General features: G+C 66.0%; 23 protein-coding genes. 13 read left to right on the plus strand and 10 right to left on the minus strand.

The window, feature by feature from the left end; all coding sequences use genetic code 11:
• Positions 1-64 precede the first annotated feature (64 nt).
• From KIH07_RS04710 to KIH07_RS04725, 4 genes are all read left to right on the plus strand, one after another.
• On the plus strand, positions 65-304 hold the full coding sequence (locus KIH07_RS04710) for a DUF2892 domain-containing protein (protein ID WP_226490869.1): 240 nt from the start codon (positions 65-67) through the stop codon (positions 302-304).
• A gap of 45 nt (positions 305-349) precedes the next feature.
• Positions 350-1,399: an SLAC1 anion channel family protein gene (locus KIH07_RS04715; protein ID WP_226490870.1), complete on the plus strand. Its 1,050-nt coding sequence runs from the start codon at positions 350-352 to the stop codon at positions 1,397-1,399.
• Between the two features lie 20 nt (positions 1,400-1,419).
• Complete coding sequence (locus KIH07_RS04720; protein WP_226490871.1) at positions 1,420-1,728, plus strand: metal-sensing transcriptional repressor; 309 nt, start codon at positions 1,420-1,422, stop codon at positions 1,726-1,728.
• Positions 1,729-1,919: 191 nt separating this feature from the next.
• Positions 1,920-2,681 (plus strand): sulfite exporter TauE/SafE family protein, encoded by a 762-nt coding sequence (locus tag KIH07_RS04725; RefSeq protein ID WP_226490872.1) that lies wholly within the window; start codon positions 1,920-1,922, stop codon positions 2,679-2,681.
• A 64-nt stretch (positions 2,682-2,745) separates the two neighbouring features.
• Here the strand turns inward: KIH07_RS04725 and KIH07_RS04730 are convergent, their stop codons facing one another.
• Positions 2,746-3,135 (minus strand): TerB family tellurite resistance protein, encoded by a 390-nt coding sequence (locus KIH07_RS04730; protein ID WP_226490873.1) that lies wholly within the window; start codon positions 3,133-3,135, stop codon positions 2,746-2,748.
• A gap of 57 nt (positions 3,136-3,192) precedes the next feature.
• Positions 3,193-3,873 (minus strand): Bax inhibitor-1/YccA family protein, encoded by a 681-nt coding sequence (locus tag KIH07_RS04735; RefSeq protein WP_226490874.1) that lies wholly within the window; start codon positions 3,871-3,873, stop codon positions 3,193-3,195.
• A gap of 100 nt (positions 3,874-3,973) precedes the next feature.
• Here KIH07_RS04735 and KIH07_RS04740 point away from each other — a divergent pair, with 100 nt between their 5' ends.
• Positions 3,974-4,861: a LysR substrate-binding domain-containing protein gene (locus tag KIH07_RS04740; protein ID WP_226490875.1), complete on the plus strand. Its 888-nt coding sequence runs from the start codon at positions 3,974-3,976 to the stop codon at positions 4,859-4,861.
• A gap of 28 nt (positions 4,862-4,889) precedes the next feature.
• On the opposite strand, the gene KIH07_RS04745 is transcribed toward KIH07_RS04740, so the two are convergent.
• A complete protein-coding gene (locus KIH07_RS04745; protein ID WP_226490876.1) occupies positions 4,890-5,783 on the minus strand; it encodes a LysR family transcriptional regulator in 894 nt (297 codons plus the stop codon).
• A gap of 110 nt (positions 5,784-5,893) precedes the next feature.
• On the opposite strand from KIH07_RS04745, the gene KIH07_RS04750 reads away from it, so the two are divergent.
• The gene (locus KIH07_RS04750) at positions 5,894-6,493 is read left to right on the plus strand and encodes a short chain dehydrogenase (RefSeq protein ID WP_226490877.1); all 600 of its coding nucleotides are present in this window, start codon (positions 5,894-5,896) and stop codon (positions 6,491-6,493) included.
• A 21-nt stretch (positions 6,494-6,514) separates the two neighbouring features.
• Here the strand turns inward: KIH07_RS04750 and KIH07_RS04755 are convergent, their stop codons facing one another.
• From KIH07_RS04755 to KIH07_RS04765, 3 genes are all read right to left on the minus strand, one after another.
• Positions 6,515-6,967 (minus strand): VOC family protein, encoded by a 453-nt coding sequence (locus tag KIH07_RS04755; RefSeq protein WP_226490878.1) that lies wholly within the window; start codon positions 6,965-6,967, stop codon positions 6,515-6,517.
• A 90-nt stretch (positions 6,968-7,057) separates the two neighbouring features.
• Positions 7,058-7,993: a helix-turn-helix domain-containing protein gene (locus KIH07_RS04760; RefSeq protein ID WP_226490879.1), complete on the minus strand. Its 936-nt coding sequence runs from the start codon at positions 7,991-7,993 to the stop codon at positions 7,058-7,060.
• A gap of 262 nt (positions 7,994-8,255) precedes the next feature.
• Positions 8,256-8,585 carry a YegP family protein gene (locus KIH07_RS04765; protein ID WP_226490880.1) on the minus strand — a complete coding sequence of 110 codons (330 nt, stop codon included), beginning with the start codon at positions 8,583-8,585 and terminating at the stop codon, positions 8,256-8,258.
• A gap of 135 nt (positions 8,586-8,720) precedes the next feature.
• Between KIH07_RS04765 and KIH07_RS04770 the strand changes: the two genes are divergently transcribed.
• Together KIH07_RS04770 and KIH07_RS04775 are read left to right on the plus strand one after the other, a co-directional pair.
• Positions 8,721-9,143 carry a CopG family transcriptional regulator gene (locus KIH07_RS04770; RefSeq protein ID WP_226490881.1) on the plus strand — a complete coding sequence of 141 codons (423 nt, stop codon included), beginning with the start codon at positions 8,721-8,723 and terminating at the stop codon, positions 9,141-9,143.
• A 142-nt stretch (positions 9,144-9,285) separates the two neighbouring features.
• On the plus strand, positions 9,286-10,509 hold the full coding sequence (locus tag KIH07_RS04775) for an alpha/beta hydrolase family esterase (protein ID WP_226490882.1): 1,224 nt from the start codon (positions 9,286-9,288) through the stop codon (positions 10,507-10,509).
• Positions 10,510-10,518: 9 nt separating this feature from the next.
• Here KIH07_RS04775 and KIH07_RS04780 read toward each other — a convergent pair whose 3' ends face one another.
• Positions 10,519-11,493, minus strand: a complete 975-nt coding sequence (locus KIH07_RS04780; RefSeq protein WP_226490883.1) for a helix-turn-helix transcriptional regulator — start codon at positions 11,491-11,493, stop codon at positions 10,519-10,521.
• A gap of 96 nt (positions 11,494-11,589) precedes the next feature.
• On the opposite strand from KIH07_RS04780, the gene KIH07_RS04785 reads away from it, so the two are divergent.
• The 5 genes from KIH07_RS04785 (at position 11,590) to KIH07_RS04805 (ending at position 14,095) form a co-directional block, all read left to right on the plus strand.
• Entirely contained in the window at positions 11,590-12,228 is a 639-nt protein-coding gene (locus KIH07_RS04785) for a LysE family translocator (RefSeq protein ID WP_226490884.1), read from the plus strand.
• Between the two features lie 140 nt (positions 12,229-12,368).
• Entirely contained in the window at positions 12,369-12,842 is a 474-nt protein-coding gene (locus KIH07_RS04790; protein WP_226490885.1) for an acyl-CoA thioesterase, read from the plus strand.
• Positions 12,843-12,852: 10 nt separating this feature from the next.
• On the plus strand, positions 12,853-13,428 hold the full coding sequence (locus KIH07_RS04795; RefSeq protein ID WP_226490886.1) for a helix-turn-helix domain-containing protein: 576 nt from the start codon (positions 12,853-12,855) through the stop codon (positions 13,426-13,428).
• On the plus strand, positions 13,428-13,853 hold the full coding sequence (locus tag KIH07_RS04800; RefSeq protein WP_226490887.1) for a VOC family protein: 426 nt from the start codon (positions 13,428-13,430) through the stop codon (positions 13,851-13,853). The genes KIH07_RS04795 and KIH07_RS04800 overlap by 1 nt, the downstream gene beginning before the upstream one ends.
• Positions 13,850-14,095, plus strand: a complete 246-nt coding sequence (locus tag KIH07_RS04805; protein WP_226490888.1) for a hypothetical protein — start codon at positions 13,850-13,852, stop codon at positions 14,093-14,095. Before KIH07_RS04800 ends, KIH07_RS04805 begins: the two co-directional genes overlap by 4 nt.
• Positions 14,096-14,192: 97 nt before the next feature.
• Here KIH07_RS04805 and KIH07_RS04810 read toward each other — a convergent pair whose 3' ends face one another.
• The 3 genes from KIH07_RS04810 to KIH07_RS04820 all read right to left on the minus strand — a co-directional run bounded on the left by KIH07_RS04810 (position 14,193) and on the right by KIH07_RS04820 (position 17,588).
• A complete protein-coding gene (locus KIH07_RS04810; RefSeq protein ID WP_226490889.1) occupies positions 14,193-14,681 on the minus strand; it encodes a GNAT family N-acetyltransferase in 489 nt (162 codons plus the stop codon).
• Between the two features lie 512 nt (positions 14,682-15,193).
• A complete protein-coding gene (locus tag KIH07_RS04815) occupies positions 15,194-15,574 on the minus strand; it encodes a hypothetical protein (RefSeq protein WP_226490890.1) in 381 nt (126 codons plus the stop codon).
• A gap of 322 nt (positions 15,575-15,896) precedes the next feature.
• On the minus strand, positions 15,897-17,588 hold the full coding sequence (locus KIH07_RS04820) for an AIPR family protein (RefSeq protein WP_226490891.1): 1,692 nt from the start codon (positions 17,586-17,588) through the stop codon (positions 15,897-15,899).
• Between the last annotated feature and the right edge of the window lie 161 nt (positions 17,589-17,749).

Genomic DNA, 17,749 nt, shown 5'->3' on the forward strand with positions numbered 1-17,749 from the left:
CTGGTGGGACGCACGTGCTCTGGCCAGGCTTTCTTTTCTGTTGGTGTTTTCTTAGGAGTTTGAAATGACTGTTGAACGTTACATCCGCGTCATGGCCGGTTTTTTTGTCATGTTGTCGCTGGCCCTGGGCATCGAGGGCAGCCCGATTTTTGTCAGCCCCTGGTTCCTGGCCTTCACCGGCTTCGTCGGCTTCAACCTGTTCCAGTCCGGCTTCACCGGCTTCTGCCCGCCCGGCATCCTGCTGCGCAAGCTCGGCGTGCCCGAAGGCAACGGCGGCTCGTGCGGCACGGGCAAGTGCAACTGAATACCATCCTCTGAACGCCGGCCCCCGCCCGGCCAAGGAACACCCATGAGCAGCCCCACCCCCCTGAAATTCCTCATGCCCGGCTGGTTCGCCCTGGTCATGGGCCTGTGCGGCCTGGCGCTGGCCTGGCACCGCGCGCACGGCGTGCTGGGCGACATGGCCAGCGGCGTCGCGCTGGTGGTCGGCGCGCTCGCGCTGCTGGTGTTCCTCGCGTTGCTGGTGGCTTCGCTGCTGCGCATCTCGCGTTACCCCGCCGCGCTGGCCGAGGACCTCAAGCACCCGGTGCGCCACGCCTTCGTGGCCGCGTTCCCGGTGTCGCTGCTGCTGCTGGCCACGGTGGGCGTGGCCCTGGGGGGCGCAGAGGGCGGCCTGGCCCCGCTCTGGCGCGTGCTCTGGTGGGCGGGCAGCCTCACCCAGCTCTGGGCCACGCTGTGGGTGCTGAGCCGCTGGATCTCGCCGGCCGCCGCGGCCCAGCCCGGCCAGGGCCTGGGCAACACGGGACTGTGGCCGTCGGTCACGCCGGTGCTGCTGATCCCGGTGGTGGGCAACGTGCTCGCGCCGCTGGCGGGTCTGCCGCTGGGCATCGACGGCTGGTCGGCCGCGCAGATGGGCATCGGTGCGTTCTTCTGGCCGGTGGTGCTGACGCTGGTGCTGGCGCGGCGCCTGGCCCACAGCCCGCTGCCCGAGCGCGTGTTGCCGGCCTGGTTCATCACCATCGCGCCGCCCGCCGTGATCGGCCTGGTGCTGATCCAGATGCAGGCGCCGGTGGCGGCGGTGCAGGCGCTCTGGGGCGTGGCGCTGTTCTTCGTGTTGTGGCTGCTGCCGGTCGTGCGCCGCATCGCCGGCCAGCCTTTCGGCGTGCCGTTCTGGGCGCTGTCCTTCCCGTTCGCCGCCTTCACCACGCTCACCCTGCGCCTGGCCGAACTGCAGCCCGACAGCGCCTGGCACGGCGTGCTGCAGACCGCCGGCGTGCTGCTGCTCGCGTCCACCACCATGACCGTGCTCTGGCTCAGCTTCGCCACCGTGCGCGGCCTGCGCGAAGGCTCGCTGCTGGCACCCGAGCCGGTGGCCAACATCATCCCCGCGTCGGCCTGAGCGGCCGAACGCGCGAGACCATGAGCGACGACGCCGCTGCCGCCCCCGGCCCCCAGCCGCTGCCCAGCGAGCGCAAGGCCGAGCTGATGCACCGCCTGCGCCGGGCCGAGGGCCAGGTGCGCGGGCTGCAGAAGCTGCTGGAAGAGGGCGCCGACTGCGCCAAGATCGCGCAGCAGCTGCTCGCCACGCGCCACGCGCTCGACAGCACTTTCGTGCGGCTCAACCTGTCGCTGGCCGAGCAGGAACTGGCCGCCGGCGCGGGCGGTTCGTCGCAGGCGGTGAGCGAGGTGCTGGACCGGCTGCAGCACAAGCTTGGTCGGGCGAGGTAGCCCCACCCCCGCCGCGCTGCGCGCGACCCCCTCAAGGGGGCAACGCCTGCGGCCTGGCGGAGCCAGTTCCGCGGCGTTCTGGGTTGGGGCTCCCGCGCCCCGGAGGCGTACGGCAGAGTGCGGGGTTGTTGTTGAACAGCTTTGCCTGCAGTGCAGGCAATCGGCGGCGGGTGGGCCGGAATAATCGGCGCATGGACTTTCTGACTGCCTCGCCTTTGCTTGCCGCCGCCGCGTTTGCCGCCGGCGTGCTCAACGCCATCGCCGGCGGGGGCAGTTTCCTCACCTTTCCCGCGCTGGTGTTCACGGGCGTGCCGCCCATCGTGGCCAACGCCACCAGCGCGCTCGCGGTCAGTCCCGGCTACCTGGGCAGCACGCTGGGTTTCCGGCCCGAGCTGCGCGCGCTGCCGGCGCGGCGCCTGCGGCGCGAGATGGCCATTTCGGCGCTGGGCGGCGTGGCCGGTGCGCTGTTGCTGCTGGTCACGCCCGCGAAGCTGTTTGCCGGCATCGTGCCCTGGCTGCTGCTGTTCGCCACCGCGCTGTTCGCGGCCGGCCCGGCGATCGCCCGGCGCGCTGCGCTGGCCCCGCACGACGGCCAGGGCCGGGCGGGCTGGCGCGAGCCCGCGCTGCTGGGCGTGGCCATCTATGGCGGCTACTTCAACGGCGGGCTGGGCATCCTGCTCATGGCGCTCTACACGGTGGCCGGCGAGTCGCGGCTGAACACCGTCAACGCGCTGAAGAACCTCAACTCGCTGGTGCTGTCCTGGCTGTCGGTGGCGGCCTTCGTCATCGCCGGCGCCATCGCCTGGAAAGAAGGCCTGCTCATGATGGTGGCCGCCACGGCGGGCGGCTACTTTGGCGCGCGCTGGTCCCGCCGGCTGCCCGCGCCGTGGGTGCGCCTGGGCGTGATCGCCGTGGGCCTGGTGATGAGCGCGCTGTTTTTCGCGCGCGCCTGACCGGCGCCCTGGCGCGCACACAGGGGCGGCTCCACAGATCAAGCCGCCGATGGCCAGGCGATTCTCACAGCCGCACCGGCCGGCGCCAGCGGGCGCTGAGCGCGTCGATCAGCGCGATCTCGCCACTGGCCAGATGGCCGTCGGCCAGCATCAGCGCCTCGCACTGCTGCACGATCAGGTCCTGCAGGGTCGGGTCGGTGACCTCGGCCATGAGCCGCGCCCGCGTCGCGTCGTCCACCATGCCGGTCCAGACGCCGCCGCTGGCCTGCAGCAGCTCCTGGCAGAAGCGGTCGATCACGGCCTGGAACGCCTCGGCGCTGAGCCCCAGGCGCTGCGCTGCGTCGAGCCGGGCCAGCGCCTGCAGCTCGCTCAGGGCGTACTGGCCGTCGGACACCAGGGCCATCGCCACCAGGCGGGCCGCGGCCTGCGGGCTGTTCGTGCGGTAGGTCTGCATGGAGGTCTCCATATCTCTATATATATGTGTGCCTTCCAGGGAAGAGTCCGCTCGGGCTCAGTCGTTCCCGCCGATGCCCGTGAGGCCGAGCAGGCTGGTGAACAGGTTGAAGGCCGAGACGAGCAGGCCCACCGTGGCCAGCACGTAATTGGTCTCGCCGCCGTTCACGATGCGGCTGGTTTCGAACAGGATCAGGCCCGCCGAGAGCAGCGCCACCAGGCCCGACACGGCCATCGCCAGCGCCGGCATCTGGAAGAAATACGCACCCACGGCCAGCACCAGCGCGATCACCATGCCGGCGAACAGGAAGCCGCCCATGAAGCTGAAGTCGCGCCGCGTGGTCAGCACGTAGGCCGACAGCGCCACGAAGCTGGCCCCCGTGGCGCCGAGCGCGGCCACGATGGTGCCCGCGCCGCCGGGCAGGGCCAGCGTGTGCGAGAGCAGCGGCCCGAGCGTGTAGCCCATGAAGCCGGTGAGCGCGAACACCGCGGGCAGCGCCCAGCCGCTGTTCTGCAGCTTGTGCACCGCGAACAGCAGGCCGAAATAGCCCACCAGCGTGATCACGAGGCCGGGCGCGGGCCAGCTGCCGGCCACGGCCAGCGCGGCCACGCCCGCGCTGAACAGCAGCGTGAGCGAGAGCAGGGCGTAGGTGTTGCGCAGCACCCGGGCCACCTGCGGGCGGTCCAGGGCGAGCGAAGGGCGGGCAGACAGGGAAGGGTGGCGTGTGATGCGTTCCATGAGGGTTCTCCAGAGGTGAACAGGGAGCCTGGAAGATAGGGCCGCACTCGATTCTGAAAAAGCAGACAATCCAGGAAATTCACTCTCTGAAAACAGAACCATGAGCCAGGACCTGAACTACAAGCACCTGTATTACTTCTGGGTCACGGCCAAAGAGGGCGGCATGTCCCACGCCGCCGACCGGCTGGGCATGGCGGTGCAGACCATCAGCGCCCAGGTGCGCCTGCTGGAGCAGTCGCTGGGCCATGCGCTGTTCAAGCCCGCCGGGCGCGGCCTGGCCCTCACCGAGGCCGGGCAGGCGGCCCTGCAGGTGGCCGAGCAGATCTTCCTGCTCGGGGAGCAGTTGCCCAGCGCCGTGCGCGACGCCACCAGCCAGGGCAGCGTGCGCCTCGTGGTCGGCATCTCCGACGGCCTGGCCAAGCTCGCCGTGCGCGAACTGCTCGCCCCCGCGCTCGAAGAGCCGCGCCTGCGCCTGGTGTGCCACGAAGACGACTTCGACGACCTGCTGGCCGACCTCGCCCTGCACCGGCTCGACGTGGTGCTGTCCGACCGGCCCGCGCCCGCCAACCCCAACCTCAAGCTCTACAGCCACGCCATGGGCTCATCGCCCCTGGGCTGGTACGCGCCCAAGGCCTGGCTGGCCCAGGCCCGCCAGAACTTCCCGCACAGCCTGGCCGAGGTGCCGGTGCTGCTGCCCAGCTCGCACGCCTCGGTGCGCCTGCGCATCGACCACTGGTTCGAGCAGCAGGGCGTGGTGCCCCGCGTGGTGGGCGAGTTCGAAGACAGCGCCCTGCTGGCCACCTTCGGCGCCTCGGGCATGGGCGTGTTCCCCGCGCCCGAACGCATGCGCGAGCAGCTCTCGCAGGGCCATGGCCTGAAGTGGTTCGCCCCCTGCGAAGGCGTGCAGGAACACTTCTACGCCATCGGCACCGCGCGCAAGGTGCAGCATCCGCTGGTGCAGAAGCTGCTCAAGGTGGTGGTGCCCTGAAGGCCACCGCCACCTGATCGCGCGGGCGTCAATGCGGCGGCAGCCCGATCGAGCGCAACACGTGGGTGACGAAGCGGCTCAGCTTGGGCAACTGGCGGCGGTCGGCCGCATAGACCAGGTGCACCGGCCGGGCCGGTGGCGAGCAGGCCTGCAACACCGCCACCAGCTGGCCGTTGGCCAGGTCGTCGGCCAGCAGCACCTCGGGCTGCATCACCAGGCCGAGCCCGGCCAGGGCGGCGCGGCGCAGGCCGTCGCCGTGGTTGCAGGTCAGGCGGGCCTGCTCGGGCCATTGGAACGACTGTGAGCCTTCATGCAGCGTCCACTCGGTGCGGCGCTGCCAGACCGAGTGGCTCAGGCAGACATGCCGCGCCAGATCGGCGGCGCTCTGGGGGCTGCCATGGCGCTGCAGGTAGGCCGGCGCGGCGGCGATCACCATGCGGTAGGGCCGCAGCGGCCGGGCCACCAGGCTCTCGTCGGCAATGCGGCCGATGCGCACGGCCGCGTCAATGCCCTCGCCGGCCAGATCGGCCACGCTGTCGGTGAGCTGCAGGTCCACCCGCACCTTCGGATACCGCAGCAGAAACTGCGCCACCAGCGGAGCGATCGTGTGGCTGCCCAGCGTGACCGGCGCGCTCACACGCAACAGCCCCTGGGGCGCCGCGCGGCTGCGCTCCACCGACGACTCGGCCCAGCGCACCTGCTCCAGCACGCGCTTGCTGTCTTCGTAGAACGCCGCACCCACCTCGGTGAGGCTGTGGCGGCGTGTGCTGCGCTGGAGCAAGCGCGCGCCCAGGTGGGCCTCCAACTGCTGGATGTGCTTGCCCACCATCACCGCCGAGATCTGCAGCCGGCTCGCCGCCGCCGCGAAACTGCCGGCGTCGACCACGGCCACCATCACCTCCATGCAACGCAGCTTGTCCATGCGTATTCCTAACCAATGGTTTGTAGTGTGAGAATAATTTGCTACTTTATGCCATGAAACATTAGGCAAACAATGGCGCCTTCTCAACTTCCACAGAACAGGAAACCGCCATGAAGATTCTTCTCATCGGTGCCAATGGCACCATCGGACAGGCCGCCGTGCAGGCGCTGGGCTCGCGCCACGAGATTGTCAGCGCCGGGCGCAACAGCGGCCAGCACCGCGCCGATCTGTCGCAACCGGACAGCGTGGTGGCCTTGCTGGAAGCGGTGGGCCGCGTCGACGCCATCATCAGCACCGCCGGCAACCTGCACTTCGGCCCGCTGACCGAGATGACGGCCGAGCAGTTCAACCTCGGCCTGCAGGACAAACTGCTCGGCCAGGTGCAGCTGGCGCTGGCCGGCCACCGCTACCTGAACGATGGCGGCTCCATCACGCTGACCAGCGGCGTGCTGGCCATCGAGCCGATCCGCAACGGCGCCAATGCCACGGCGGTGAACGCGGCGATCGAGGGTTTTGTGGCCGCCGCGGCGATCGAGCTGCCGCGCGGCATCCGCATCAACGCCGTCAGCCCGACGCTGCTGACCGAATCGCTGCCCACCTACGGCCCGTTCTTCCCCGGCTTCGAAACCGTGCCGGCGCAGCGCGTGGGCCTGGCCTACCAGCGCAGCGTCGAAGGTGCGCAGACCGGCCGGGTCTACCGCGTGATGTGAGTCGCTTGCGTCTCTGCGCCTTCAGGTGGCATCGCCAGCCATCAGCGCGGTGTAGCGACGCTGCATCTCCTCGGGTTCCAGCTTCTCTATCGAGTGCCCGATCAGCCAGGCGTGCCCAAACGGATCGCGCAAACGGCACGAGCGTTCACCGTAGAACTGGTCGGTGGGCGGCATCAGCATCGTCGCACCAGCGGCGACCGCGCGGGCGCCCATTTCGTCGGCGTTGTCCACATGCAGGTGGATGGTGCATCCGGTGAATAGATCGCCTTGCGGCCCCACCATGCCGCATTCGGGAAACTCGTCGCACACCATCAGCACCGCAGGGCCGATCTGCAGTTCGGCGTGCCCGATGCGGCCCGTCGGTTCGACGAGCCTGAAGCGTTCGACCGCACCAAAGGCCTGCTGGTAGAAGCTGATGGCGGCCACGCTGTCACGCACCATCAGGTAGGGGAAAACCTCGTGGATCTGGTTCATGGCACCTCTCCTTTGAGCGGCAACGTGCCGCGAGGATCGCAGTCTAGGGACGGAGGCTGATCACGTATTGGACATTTTTTCGGCCCCGCTTCAACGCACTTGCAGCGCCACGTGCGTCGGCCTATCGGCGTGCACCGGCACGTATTGGCCGGGCGGCATTCCAGCCATCTGGCGGAACTCGCGGATCAGGTGGGACTGGTCAAAGTACCCGGCGCCCACAGCAATGTCCGCCCAGTCACGCGGCCCGCATCGCACCAGCGCCGGTAACAAGACGCCGAAACGCAGCACGCGCGCGTAGCGCTTGGGCGTGAGCCCGACGGCCGCCTCGAAGCGGCGGATGAACTGCGCTGGCGCGCAGCCGGCTGCGTGTTGCGCCGGCAGCACCCGCGCTCGAGCCGGGTCCTGACCGAAAACCTCGATGGCGCAAGTGGCCAACGGATCGGGCGGCGGCGCCTGTCGAAGCCTGCGCAAGAGATGGTCTCGCAGGCACATCAGCGCGCGCTGTGGCGACCCTGCCGACTTGAGCTGCTCATGCAACGCCTGGGCGGCCGGGCCCCAGAGGTCTTCCAGCAGTTCGGTGCGGTTGCGCAGATGGGGCAGCGCACCCCCGAAGAACGCGGCCGCGCCGCCGGGCTTGAACTGCACGCCGATCACGGCCGACGGACCTTCGGTGCCACGCACGCCAAAGCGGTCAGAGGGGCCCTGCACGATGGGGCCGCGCAGCCGGCGTGCACCTTTGTCATTGGCGCCTTCGTAGCGAATCAGATGATCCTGCAGCAGCGGCACGACGATATGTGCACAGCCGGTCGGCAGGCTGCGTTCGCGCGTGTGCGGCAGCGCGCCACGCTCGCTGTACCAAAGGCTTTCGACAAAAGCGTTCAGAGGTGCGGATGGTTGCAGACTCAGGAACATGGGTTCTGTGCTGGTGCCGCAGCTGGCGGCAGACGACTGCGGGGCATCTTGCTGCCAAGGAAGGATCCAGCGCCGCAGATCCAGCCGCAGCGCGTGGGTGATTGTTCGGTTCAAGTCTGCGGCCACCGAGCAGCCATGGCAAGGGCTATCACCATTGGAAGCATCTTGAGACGCAGCCACCTCCACCGCACTTCGCGCCGCCGTCGCCGCCTCGGATGCCCTGCGCGAAGTGGTGTCCGAGCGTTTCGGGCATGCCGGCCTGCCTGCGCAACGTCGAAGGCGCGCAGACCGGCCGGGTCTACCGCGTGATGTGAACGGCCGCAAAAAAGCGACCCGCGGGTCGCTTTTTTGATGAAACGCTGAAACCTCCAGCCGCTCAGACCACCTTGACCGTCGCCGTCGTGCCGTTGGTCTTCACCGACTCGATGCCCGCGTCGCGGCCCGCCGCCGCTTTGTACATCTGGCTCGTGCCGATCACCTGGTGGTTGGCGGCCTTGAGGTTGAAGTAGCAGCGCCCGTCGGAGGCGTCCTTGCGCTCGTAGCGCGCGTCGGTGCCGCAGTTGGTCTGCACGGACTTGATGCCGTTCTCCGCCGATGTCTTGGTGTCGTACTGCTCGCTGCGCAGAATCACCTCGCCGTTGCCCGCTTTCAGGACAAAGGAAAACTGCCCTTTGCCGTTCGAACCCAGTTCGTAGCTGCCTGCCATGTTCGCTCCTGTTTGTTGAAAGAAGTGTGCCGAAGCAGGCGGATGATAGGTCGGTGGGTTCACGTTGAACAGCCCCCGTTGCGCCCAAACGTGTTTAAATGCCATCCATATGGATTCCATAAGGATGGTGACAAGATGGCCGAGAACAAACTGACCGACCCCAGAGCCCGGGTCGGCGAAACCGAGAAGATGACCATCAACCTCGGTGTGGTGGACCTGGGGCAGGTGGACTTGCTGGTGCAGGAAGGGTTCTATTCCAACCGCTCCGACCTGATCCGCACCGCTGTGCGCAACCTGCTCGCTTCCCATGCGGACACGCTGCGCCAGGCGGTGGCACGGCGCATGCTCATGTTGGGCCTGCAGCACCTGAGCCGCACCGATCTGGAACGCGCCGTGGCCGCCGGGCAGCAGCTGAACATCCAGGTGGTCGGGTTGGCGCGCATCGCCGACGACGTCTCGCCCGAGCTGGCCCTCGCGGCCATCGCGTCGGTATCGGTGCTGGGCGCTTTCCATGCCAGCGCTGCCGTGCGGCTGGCGCTGGCCGGCCGCATGCTCTGACGCCTCCTTTTCTTCAACCGATTCAACCCACCCGCAGACGCTCCCACGCGCCCGCGCACGCCGAAAGCAAACCCCCGATTTGAATTTGAAACCCCACAACCCGTCGCCCGCCCACCCCACCACCGTCCCGAGTGCCATTGCCATGAACATCCAAGACACCATCGAACGCGCGCTCAAGGCCGCCGGGTTGAACACCCGCAGCGGCCCCATGCGCGGCGTCACCGAGACGATCCGCCGGGCCCTGTCGTCGGCGGGCCTGGGTGGCGGGGTGGCGCCACCGCCCAACGCCGCGCCCGCGCCGCGCGCGACCGGCAAGGGCGACACCATCGACGTGGTGGCGCGCGAAGTGGCCACGCCGCCCGATGCCGAAGCCCCGGCGGCCAAGCGGCCCGCCACCGAGCCCGCCCCACCGGCCGAGGCAGAAGGCACGGCCGAAGCCGCCCATCCCGCCGAAGGCCAGTTCCTCGCCGGCAGCTTCAGCGCCGTCGTGGGCAGCCGCGCCTACAAGCTCTACCTGCCCCCGCAGGCCGCGAAGGCCAAGGCCAAAGCCATGCCGCTGGTGGTCATGCTGCACGGCTGCACCCAGTCGGCCGACGACTTCGCCGCCGGCACGCAGATGAACCGCCTGGCCGACCAACACGGTTTTCTGGTGCTCTACCCCGAGCAGGCCGTGGCCGCCAACGCCTCGCGCTGCTGGAACTGGTTTCGCGCCGAAAGCCAGGCGCGCGAGGGGGGCGAGGCCGAGCTGATCGCCGACATGGTGCAGGCCATGGTGGCCGAACACCCGGTGGACGCGAAACGCGTCTTCGTGGCCGGGCTCTCGGCCGGCGCGGCCATGGCCGTGATCCTGGGGGAAACCTACCCCGAGCTGTTCGCCGCCGTGGGCGCCCACTCGGGCCTGCCCTACGCCGCCGCGCACGACATCTCGTCGGCCCTGTCCGCCATGAAAGGCCACGCCGTGATGGGCATGCCGCATTTCCCCGGCACCGCGGACGACCCGCGCCGCCAGACCACGCAGGCCGTGCCCACCATCGTGTTTCACGGCGACCACGATCGCACCGTCAAGCTCAGCAACGCCGAACACATCGAGCAGCAGGCCCTGGGGGCCCACGCCGCCCAGCCCGCCGCGGCGGGCCCAGCCGGCTTGCGCAGCCGCACCGAGCAAGGCGTTGCGCCCGGCGGCCGCGGCTACACCCGCACCGTGCACAGCGACGCCAGCGGCCAGCCCCGCGTGGAAGTCTGGACGCTGCACGGCGCCGGCCACGCCTGGTCCGGCGGCGACGCGGCCGGCAGCTACACCGACAGCAACGGCCCCGACGCCTCGGCCGAGATGCTGCGCTTCTTCATGGCGCAGCCGGCCGGCTGAAGCGCCCGATCAACCCGCCGCTGGGTACAGCGCCCGCGTCGCCGCCAGCTCGTCCAGCAGCCGCTGGCGCAGCGCGGCGGGCTCCAGCACTTCCACCTCGGCCCCGTAAGACAGCAGCCGGCGCGCGCCGTGTTCGATGGACTCGACGGGCATGAGCACTGTGGTCCAGCCCGCGCGGGCCGGGTCGCCGCCCGGCGCCGCGTCGGGGGCAAAGGGAATGCGCTCGTTGTGCAACCAGCCCAGGGCGCGCGGCGAAACGGCCACCCGCGCCTGCAGCGTGCGCAATTCGGCCTCGAAGCGGGCGGCCGAGGCCTGCCAGTAGGCCGCGAGGTCAAACGCCTTGGGCCGGCGGAATTTCGTGGGCAGCGTGCGCAGGGTCTTCACGGCGCCGAGCCGGTAGGTGCGCACGGCGTCCTGCCCCGACGCCCGCGCCGCCATGTACCAGGTGCCCGCCTTCAGCACCAGGCCCAGCGGCTCCAGTTCGCGCTCGGCCTGGCCGCGCCAGCTCTCGTAGCGCAGCGCGATGCGCCGCGTGTGCCACACCGCCTCGGCCACCTCGCGCAGATGCGCCGGCGTCTCTTGCGCGCGGTACCAGTCCACCGGGTCGATGTGCAGGCGCGCGCCCACGCGGTCGGCCTGCTCGCGCCACTCGGCCGGCAGGCTCGCCACCATCTTCAGCCGCGCCGAAGCCGCCGCCGCGCCCAGGCCCAGGTCGGTCGCCGCGCCCGGCAGCCCGGCCAGCAGCAGCGCTTGCGACTCCGGCTCCGTCAGCCCCGTGAGCTGCGTGCTCCAGCCCTCGCGCAGCTGAAACCCGCCCTGGCGCCCCCGCTCGCCCCACAGCGGCACGCCCGCCGCCGAGAGCTGGTCCACGTCGCGCAGGATCGTGCGCACCGACACCTCCAGCGAACGCGCCAGCGCCGGCGCGGTGAGCCGGCCGTGCGCCTGCAGCAGCATCAGGATCGACAACAAGCGGCTGGCTTTCATTTCAGATTTTTCGTGCGGTGGGATTCAAACATGACATCAGATGGCATGTTACGGCAGGCACCATGCAAACCCCTCAACCACACGCCCCGCACCCCCATGGAATGGTTCAACCTGGCCCACACGGCCCACCTCTGGCTCTTCTTTCTGCTGGTCTTCGGCATCATCGCGCTGCCGGGCCTGGACATGGCCTTCGTGCTCGGCAGCACGCTGGTCGACGGCCTCAAGGGCGGCCTGGCCGCGCTCGCGGGCGTGGTGACCGGCGGCGTCGTGCACACCGTCATGGCCGGCCTCGGCGTCGGCCTCGCCCTGCAGGCGCTGCCTCAGCTGTTCAACGCCCTGCTCAGCGCCGGCGCGCTCTACCTCGCGTGGATCGGCTGGCAGCTCGTGCGCGGCGCGGCCGCGCTGGGCGAGGTGAGCGCCGCGCACTCGCGGCCCTGGCCCACCACCTTCCGCCGCGGCCTGCTCAACCCCAAGGCCTACCTCTTCATGGTCGCCGTGTTCCCGCAGTTCGTGCGGCCCGAATACGGCCCGCTGGCGGCGCAGGCCGTGGCCATGGGCGCCATCATCGCGGCCACGCAGTTCGCGGTGTACGGCGCCGTGGCGCTGGGCGGCGTGCGCGTCAAAACCTGGCTGCGCGGCAGCGGGCGCGCCCAGATGCGGGCCGGGCAGGGCCTGGGATGGCTGCTCGTGCTCGGCGGGGTGTGGACGCTCTGGCAGGGCTGGCAAGCCGCTTGAACATGGCGCCCCGGCGCCGGGCCCGCCACGGCCGGCCAAGCCCCGCCGGCTGGCGGGCCCTTGCGCCGCGTGGCACCATCGCGGCTGCTCGCCCGCGCAGGGCCGGGCGCCCGTTCAACCCACACCCCCGCGAAGACCCCATGGAACTGCCCGCCCACCAGCTCAGCATGACGGTGCTGATGACCCCCGACACCGCCAACTTCTCCGGCAACGTGCACGGCGGCACCATCCTCAAGCTGCTCGACCAGGTGGCCTACGCCTGCGCCAGCCGCTACGCCGCCAGCTACGTCGTCACCCTCAGCGTCGACCAGGTCATGTTCCGCCAACCCATCCACGTGGGCGAACTCGTCACCTTCCTCGCCTCGGTCAACCACACCGGCAGCTCGTCCATGGAAGTGGGCATCAAGGTGATCGCGGAAAACATCCGCACCCAGGCCAAGCGCCACGTCAACAGCTGCTTCTTCACCATGGTGGCGGTGGACGACGCCGGCAAACCCATCCCCGTGGCCCCGCTGCGCCCCTTCTCACCCGACGAACGCCGCCGCCACGCCGCGGCCGAGGTGCGCAAAGCCATGCGCCGCGAGATGGAGCAGCGGTTCGGGGCGGTGCGGTAGAGCGCTCCAGATGGACAGGCGCCGGCCAGAAGGGCCCCGATCGGGCCGCCCGCTGGGCGAGGCCCCCGACGCATTGCCCGCTGCGCCGCTGGACGCCGCCGGGTTGCAAGACCCGGCCCTGCTGCGGCGCCTGCTGCGCGCCAAAGACCGCATGGACGCCGCGTCGCATGAAGCCTGGCCCGTGAAGCGGTTGGCCGAGGTCAGCGGGGTGTCCGAAGCCCATTTCGCGCGCTCGTTCCGGCAGGCCTTCGGCATCCCGCCACACCGCTACCTGTTGACGCGGCGCATCGAGCAGGCCAGCACGCTGCTGCGCGACACCGAGCTGCCCATCACCGAGATCGCTTTCGCCACCGGCTGGGAAAGCCTGGGCACCTTCGGGCGAACCTTCCGCGACGTCACCGGCCAAAGCCCGAGCGCCCTGCGCCGCCACGCCAGGGCTACCACGGGGCCACTCGATCGCGTGCCTGCCTGCGTCTTGAAGGCCGCGCAGCGGCCAGACCTCACCACAGCAGTTTCGGAGAAGCGCCGCCGCGTGGCGAAGGGTACAAACCGGCCATCCCTCAAGGATTCAACCAAGGAGATGTGATGAGCCAAGGTATCGGTATCAATGTGGTGGGCGTGTACGTGAACGACCAGGACGAGGCGCTGGCGTTCTACGTCGACAAGCTCGGTTTCCGCGTGCACACGGACGTGCGCAATGGCGCCTATCGCTGGCTGACGGTGCAGCACCCAGAGCAGCCATCGTTTCAGCTCGGCCTGTTCGCGCCCGGGTCGCCCATGCACGACGAGGCGACCGCGCAGACCCTGCGCGCCATGGTGGCCAAAGGCGCCATGCCGCCGCTGGTCTTGACCGTGGCCGACTGCCGGGCCACCTACGCGCAATGGAGCGCCCGGGGCGTGGAGTTCACGCAGGAGCCGGTGGAACGCTTTGGCAACGTGGACGCCGGTTTCCGCGACCCGGCGGGCAACGGCTGGAAGATGATCCAGGCCGCCGCAGGGAGCGCGAAATGAGCGGCAGCGCCTGGTTTCGCCGGGCCCACCGCTGGGTGTCCATGGCCTTCACGGCGACGGTCATCGCCAACTTCGTCGTCCGCGCTCAAGGGCAGGGCGAACCCCCACCCTGGGTGACCTACGCGCCGCTGCTCCCCTTGGGTCTGTTGCTGTTGACGGGGCTGTATCTGTTCGCGTTGCCCTACCTGGGCCGTCGGGGGGAGCGGGGGGCTGCGGGCGCGCAAGAGGAACCGAGTGCTTGAAAAGGGACGGTGCTCTTCACGGTCTCGTCTCCCCCAACCAATCAGAGCTGAATCGCATGGTGACCCCTATCGTCCAGCGATGCTTCTTCACGGCCTGCTACGGCAGCGGACCGGTGGCCGGTCTGGTGACCGTTGCAGGGGTATCTTGTGGCGCTCGTTCCATGAGGACCCGTTCTTGAGCGACTTCAACAACTGAAAAACCCATGCGCTCATAGAACCGCCGGGCTGGGTTGACCGCCAGCACGCGAAGGCGTACAGGAAGCTTGAGGGAAGACGCTTCCTCGATGAGATCTTGGACGATCCGCGTGCCAATACCCTGGCTCTGATACTCAGGCAAGACGAAAAGCTGCTCCAGCTGGAAATGGGATGTTTGGCGTTCGATCACGAGCCACCCGGCCTTTGCGCCGTTGAGTTCAATGACCTGCGCTGTCCCGCCAGCGGCTTGGGCACGAAGAGCCTCTCGCACAACATCGCTCCGCCATTCGCCCCAAGTCGCGACAACATGGCCACGCATGGTTTTTTCGGTGACGTCGTAGGCAAAGCCTGCGTCATCTGCCACTGAAGCACGAAGGATGATGGGCGGCAAGGCGCTCAGAGGTGCCCCCATATCTGAGCGACGCCAACGAGGTGCACGACGCCGTAGCTGTCGCATCCCGGATGATCGTAGGGACGCTTGACAAACAAATCAGGACGCTCAGCGTACCAGTCCTTCATGACCTAATTTGGCTTCTTGGAGTCGGACCTTGTTTGGGTGGGGTGATCGCGATGATTTCTCCACCAGTCCCACAAATTCATGGTCAAGAGAGCCGCTGCAGTAATCGTGACGGGAATCCAAACTCTCCTGTCAACCGAGAAAATGAAGCCGAGAAGCAAGACGATCAGAGTTGCAACTGCAAATCTTGCGGCGATGTATTTGAGATGGCGGTTTGAGTGCCAGTTCTTCATCCTTTTCAATCTTGGTTGAAGACTCGGTTCAACGCTGCAGCGTGGCAAGGCGCCCCAGTATTCTGAGTATGTGTAGAACTGAGCTCGGGAGAACATTGACCAAGTGATTGGGTGTCACCGTTGAGATAGCGCCGGATGAAGTGGGGCTGCTTCTCATCGGTCAAGCAACGCGCTGACCTTGCGCATTTGAGGCGAGACGTTGAATTTGGATTCCGGGTCGACTTCACCGCGGCAAGACCAGTACTCGATGGTTGTGCGGTGCAGTGGCAAGTCTTTCACCAGCAGGGGCTCGAGATCGGCCCAAACCGCCCCAGCATGAGAAGATAACCCCAAGTCTTCAACACACTGAACGAGAATTTCCATCAACGAAAACCGTTCATCGTCAGTCAACTTCGCAGAACGATACGCGAGAAGAAATTCTTGGAATCGTTGGCTGTCTGCGACCTGCCATTCCCAGTCTTGCATGTCATCGGAATAGGGCAAGCCGAACCGAGAGGCCAATGACAGGCGAGCACTAGTCGCGGGGTATTGCATGGAAGAGCTTGTCATGATGACCAACGTTTGAGATGACAGGCGTTGCCGGCTAGCCGGGCCAATTTCTCCCGATTGAATGATTGGCGAAGTGGGTGATCCGTCTGTACCTCAATTGTTTCCGGTCTTTTAAAGAATGCATGCAAATCAATAAATTAATTTGAATGACTTGAGAGAGGCGTGGACTTGCTCATGTGTAACCTTGCGGATTAGATCGACTGCGAGAGCCAACGCCACGTATTTCTTCGATACGATTTGCGGCCCTGGCGGGCCGAATACTTCACTAGTCTGAACCTCGTGGCTTTATTGCTCAGCGGACCGCCGACTAGATTAATGCCAACATCTCTCCTAGGATCGCTTGTCTTTTGAGCCTATCACTACTTACCTCTCCAAGTCCCTGGCAAATGCTCACAATCTTACTGAAATGGTCAGTGGCCTCTTGACCATGTTTTCCCATGATAGCGATGATTCTCAGAGCTTCCGTCTCAGTTTTCTTTGAGTTCAATGGATAAGATCCACCAGCACCTACCAAAGCTCTTACAAGCGGAAGCATGTGCCATTTAAAACGCTTCATATTTTGTGGGACGGTGCTGTTTGAAACCAATAGATTAAAACGATACATGGTGACACAGGCAGCATAGAAAACAGCCTCCTTCACGCCATCGTCAAAAATGGTCTCTGTCAGCTCTTCGTACATTTGCTTTGGATAGCGCCCCGCCAGATCTGGCCGGTTGCAAAACATCGCTGCAACGCATTTTGCCGCGTTATGAAGAGAAAAAATCCGAGTGTTTGCTATGTCCTGACCTACGTATTGTCGGTCTCTTCGCTCAAGATATAGACGGCTTTCAGCGCCTTCAAATGTGTTGAAGTACTGCTCTACCTTTTTTATGATGGGGCGCAGGGATAAAAACTGCGTGTCCTCGACTTTTGTTTGACTGTTGGTTGCACGAACCAGTTCTGAAAACACGTCTTCAAGCTGTGTCTTGACTACTTTAATGTTGACCATTACATCGCCGAGCTTTTCTCGATTCTCAAATAGAACATTCGAGGTTTGGCAGCCGTTGACGATTTGGTAGTTCGTCAAGTGTAAGGTTGTTCCCTGAAGCTTCACGTCTGGACTCACAATGGTGATTCCGTTGTTCAAAACTGGGAAGCGGCTTGCGGTATCCGATTCGAGCGTCGCAGCAATGGACTGATTTACTGGATTTTCGTCGCCAAGATATGAGCGCACGTTCTCTTCGAATACTTGTGTACGAAGACTTCCTTCTTCGGTTAAAAGTAGGTTGTTTACGAAATCACTAGCACGTACAACTGCGAGGTAGGCCTCATCAATTCCAGTAATTTGAGGTAGTGGTGCCGTGCTAAACGCGGGTAGGCTGGCGCTGATACCGGAATACGTCCCAACCCACAAGCGCGTCAACTCATCGCGATCGACAAATCGCACATCTATTTCATGGAATAGGCCGAGTTCATTTAGCTGAGCGATGAAGTCGGCACGTGCCGTTTCTAGGGCGGCTGGCTTTTGGTACTGGCCTGTCGCTATAAAGCGTGCAGTGAGCGATGGTTTGCCGTTCCGTACCTTTGGTACTTGCTCGACAACGGTGTCAAACATCTTCCTTGCCTCAGCTAACACTTCATCAACTACTGCATATGGCGTCTGTGTCGCGAACCGTAGAATTCCCTCCTTGAATTTGAGAAAATCCCCTAGATCAAATCCTTCTGAACGCTTTGCCTGGACGAATAGAACATCTACATCGTGATTCCGACGGGCCCCCGAAAAGATGGCTTGCGCATCTTCAACAGAGGCTGTAACAGTCTCATCAATGATCACTGCGACGCCGTCTACTCCCTCGTCGCTAGGTCCTGTTGTCACATCATCTAAATCAAACGTCCCGCCGAACCGATTCGAAATAACGCAGTACGTCGAAAATTTCTCGAACTGAGCAGATTCCTCATCTGCTTCGAGGCTGAAACTTTTCACGAAACTTTCGAGGTGTGCCTTGACGATCCTGTGCATGCATTTCTCCATGGTTTGATGGCACAGTTTAATGGAGGGCGGAGTCAAAATTGAAGCGTCACAACCAAAACCCCCTCACCCCAAAACCGCCTCCAGCGCCTCTCAAACACTCGCAATCACCGGCTCCCCCGCCCGCTCCTCAAGACAAACGAAACACAGGG

Origin of the sequence: Hydrogenophaga taeniospiralis (assembly GCF_020510445.1) — a bacterium.
GTDB lineage: Bacteria > Pseudomonadota > Gammaproteobacteria > Burkholderiales > Burkholderiaceae_C > Hydrogenophaga.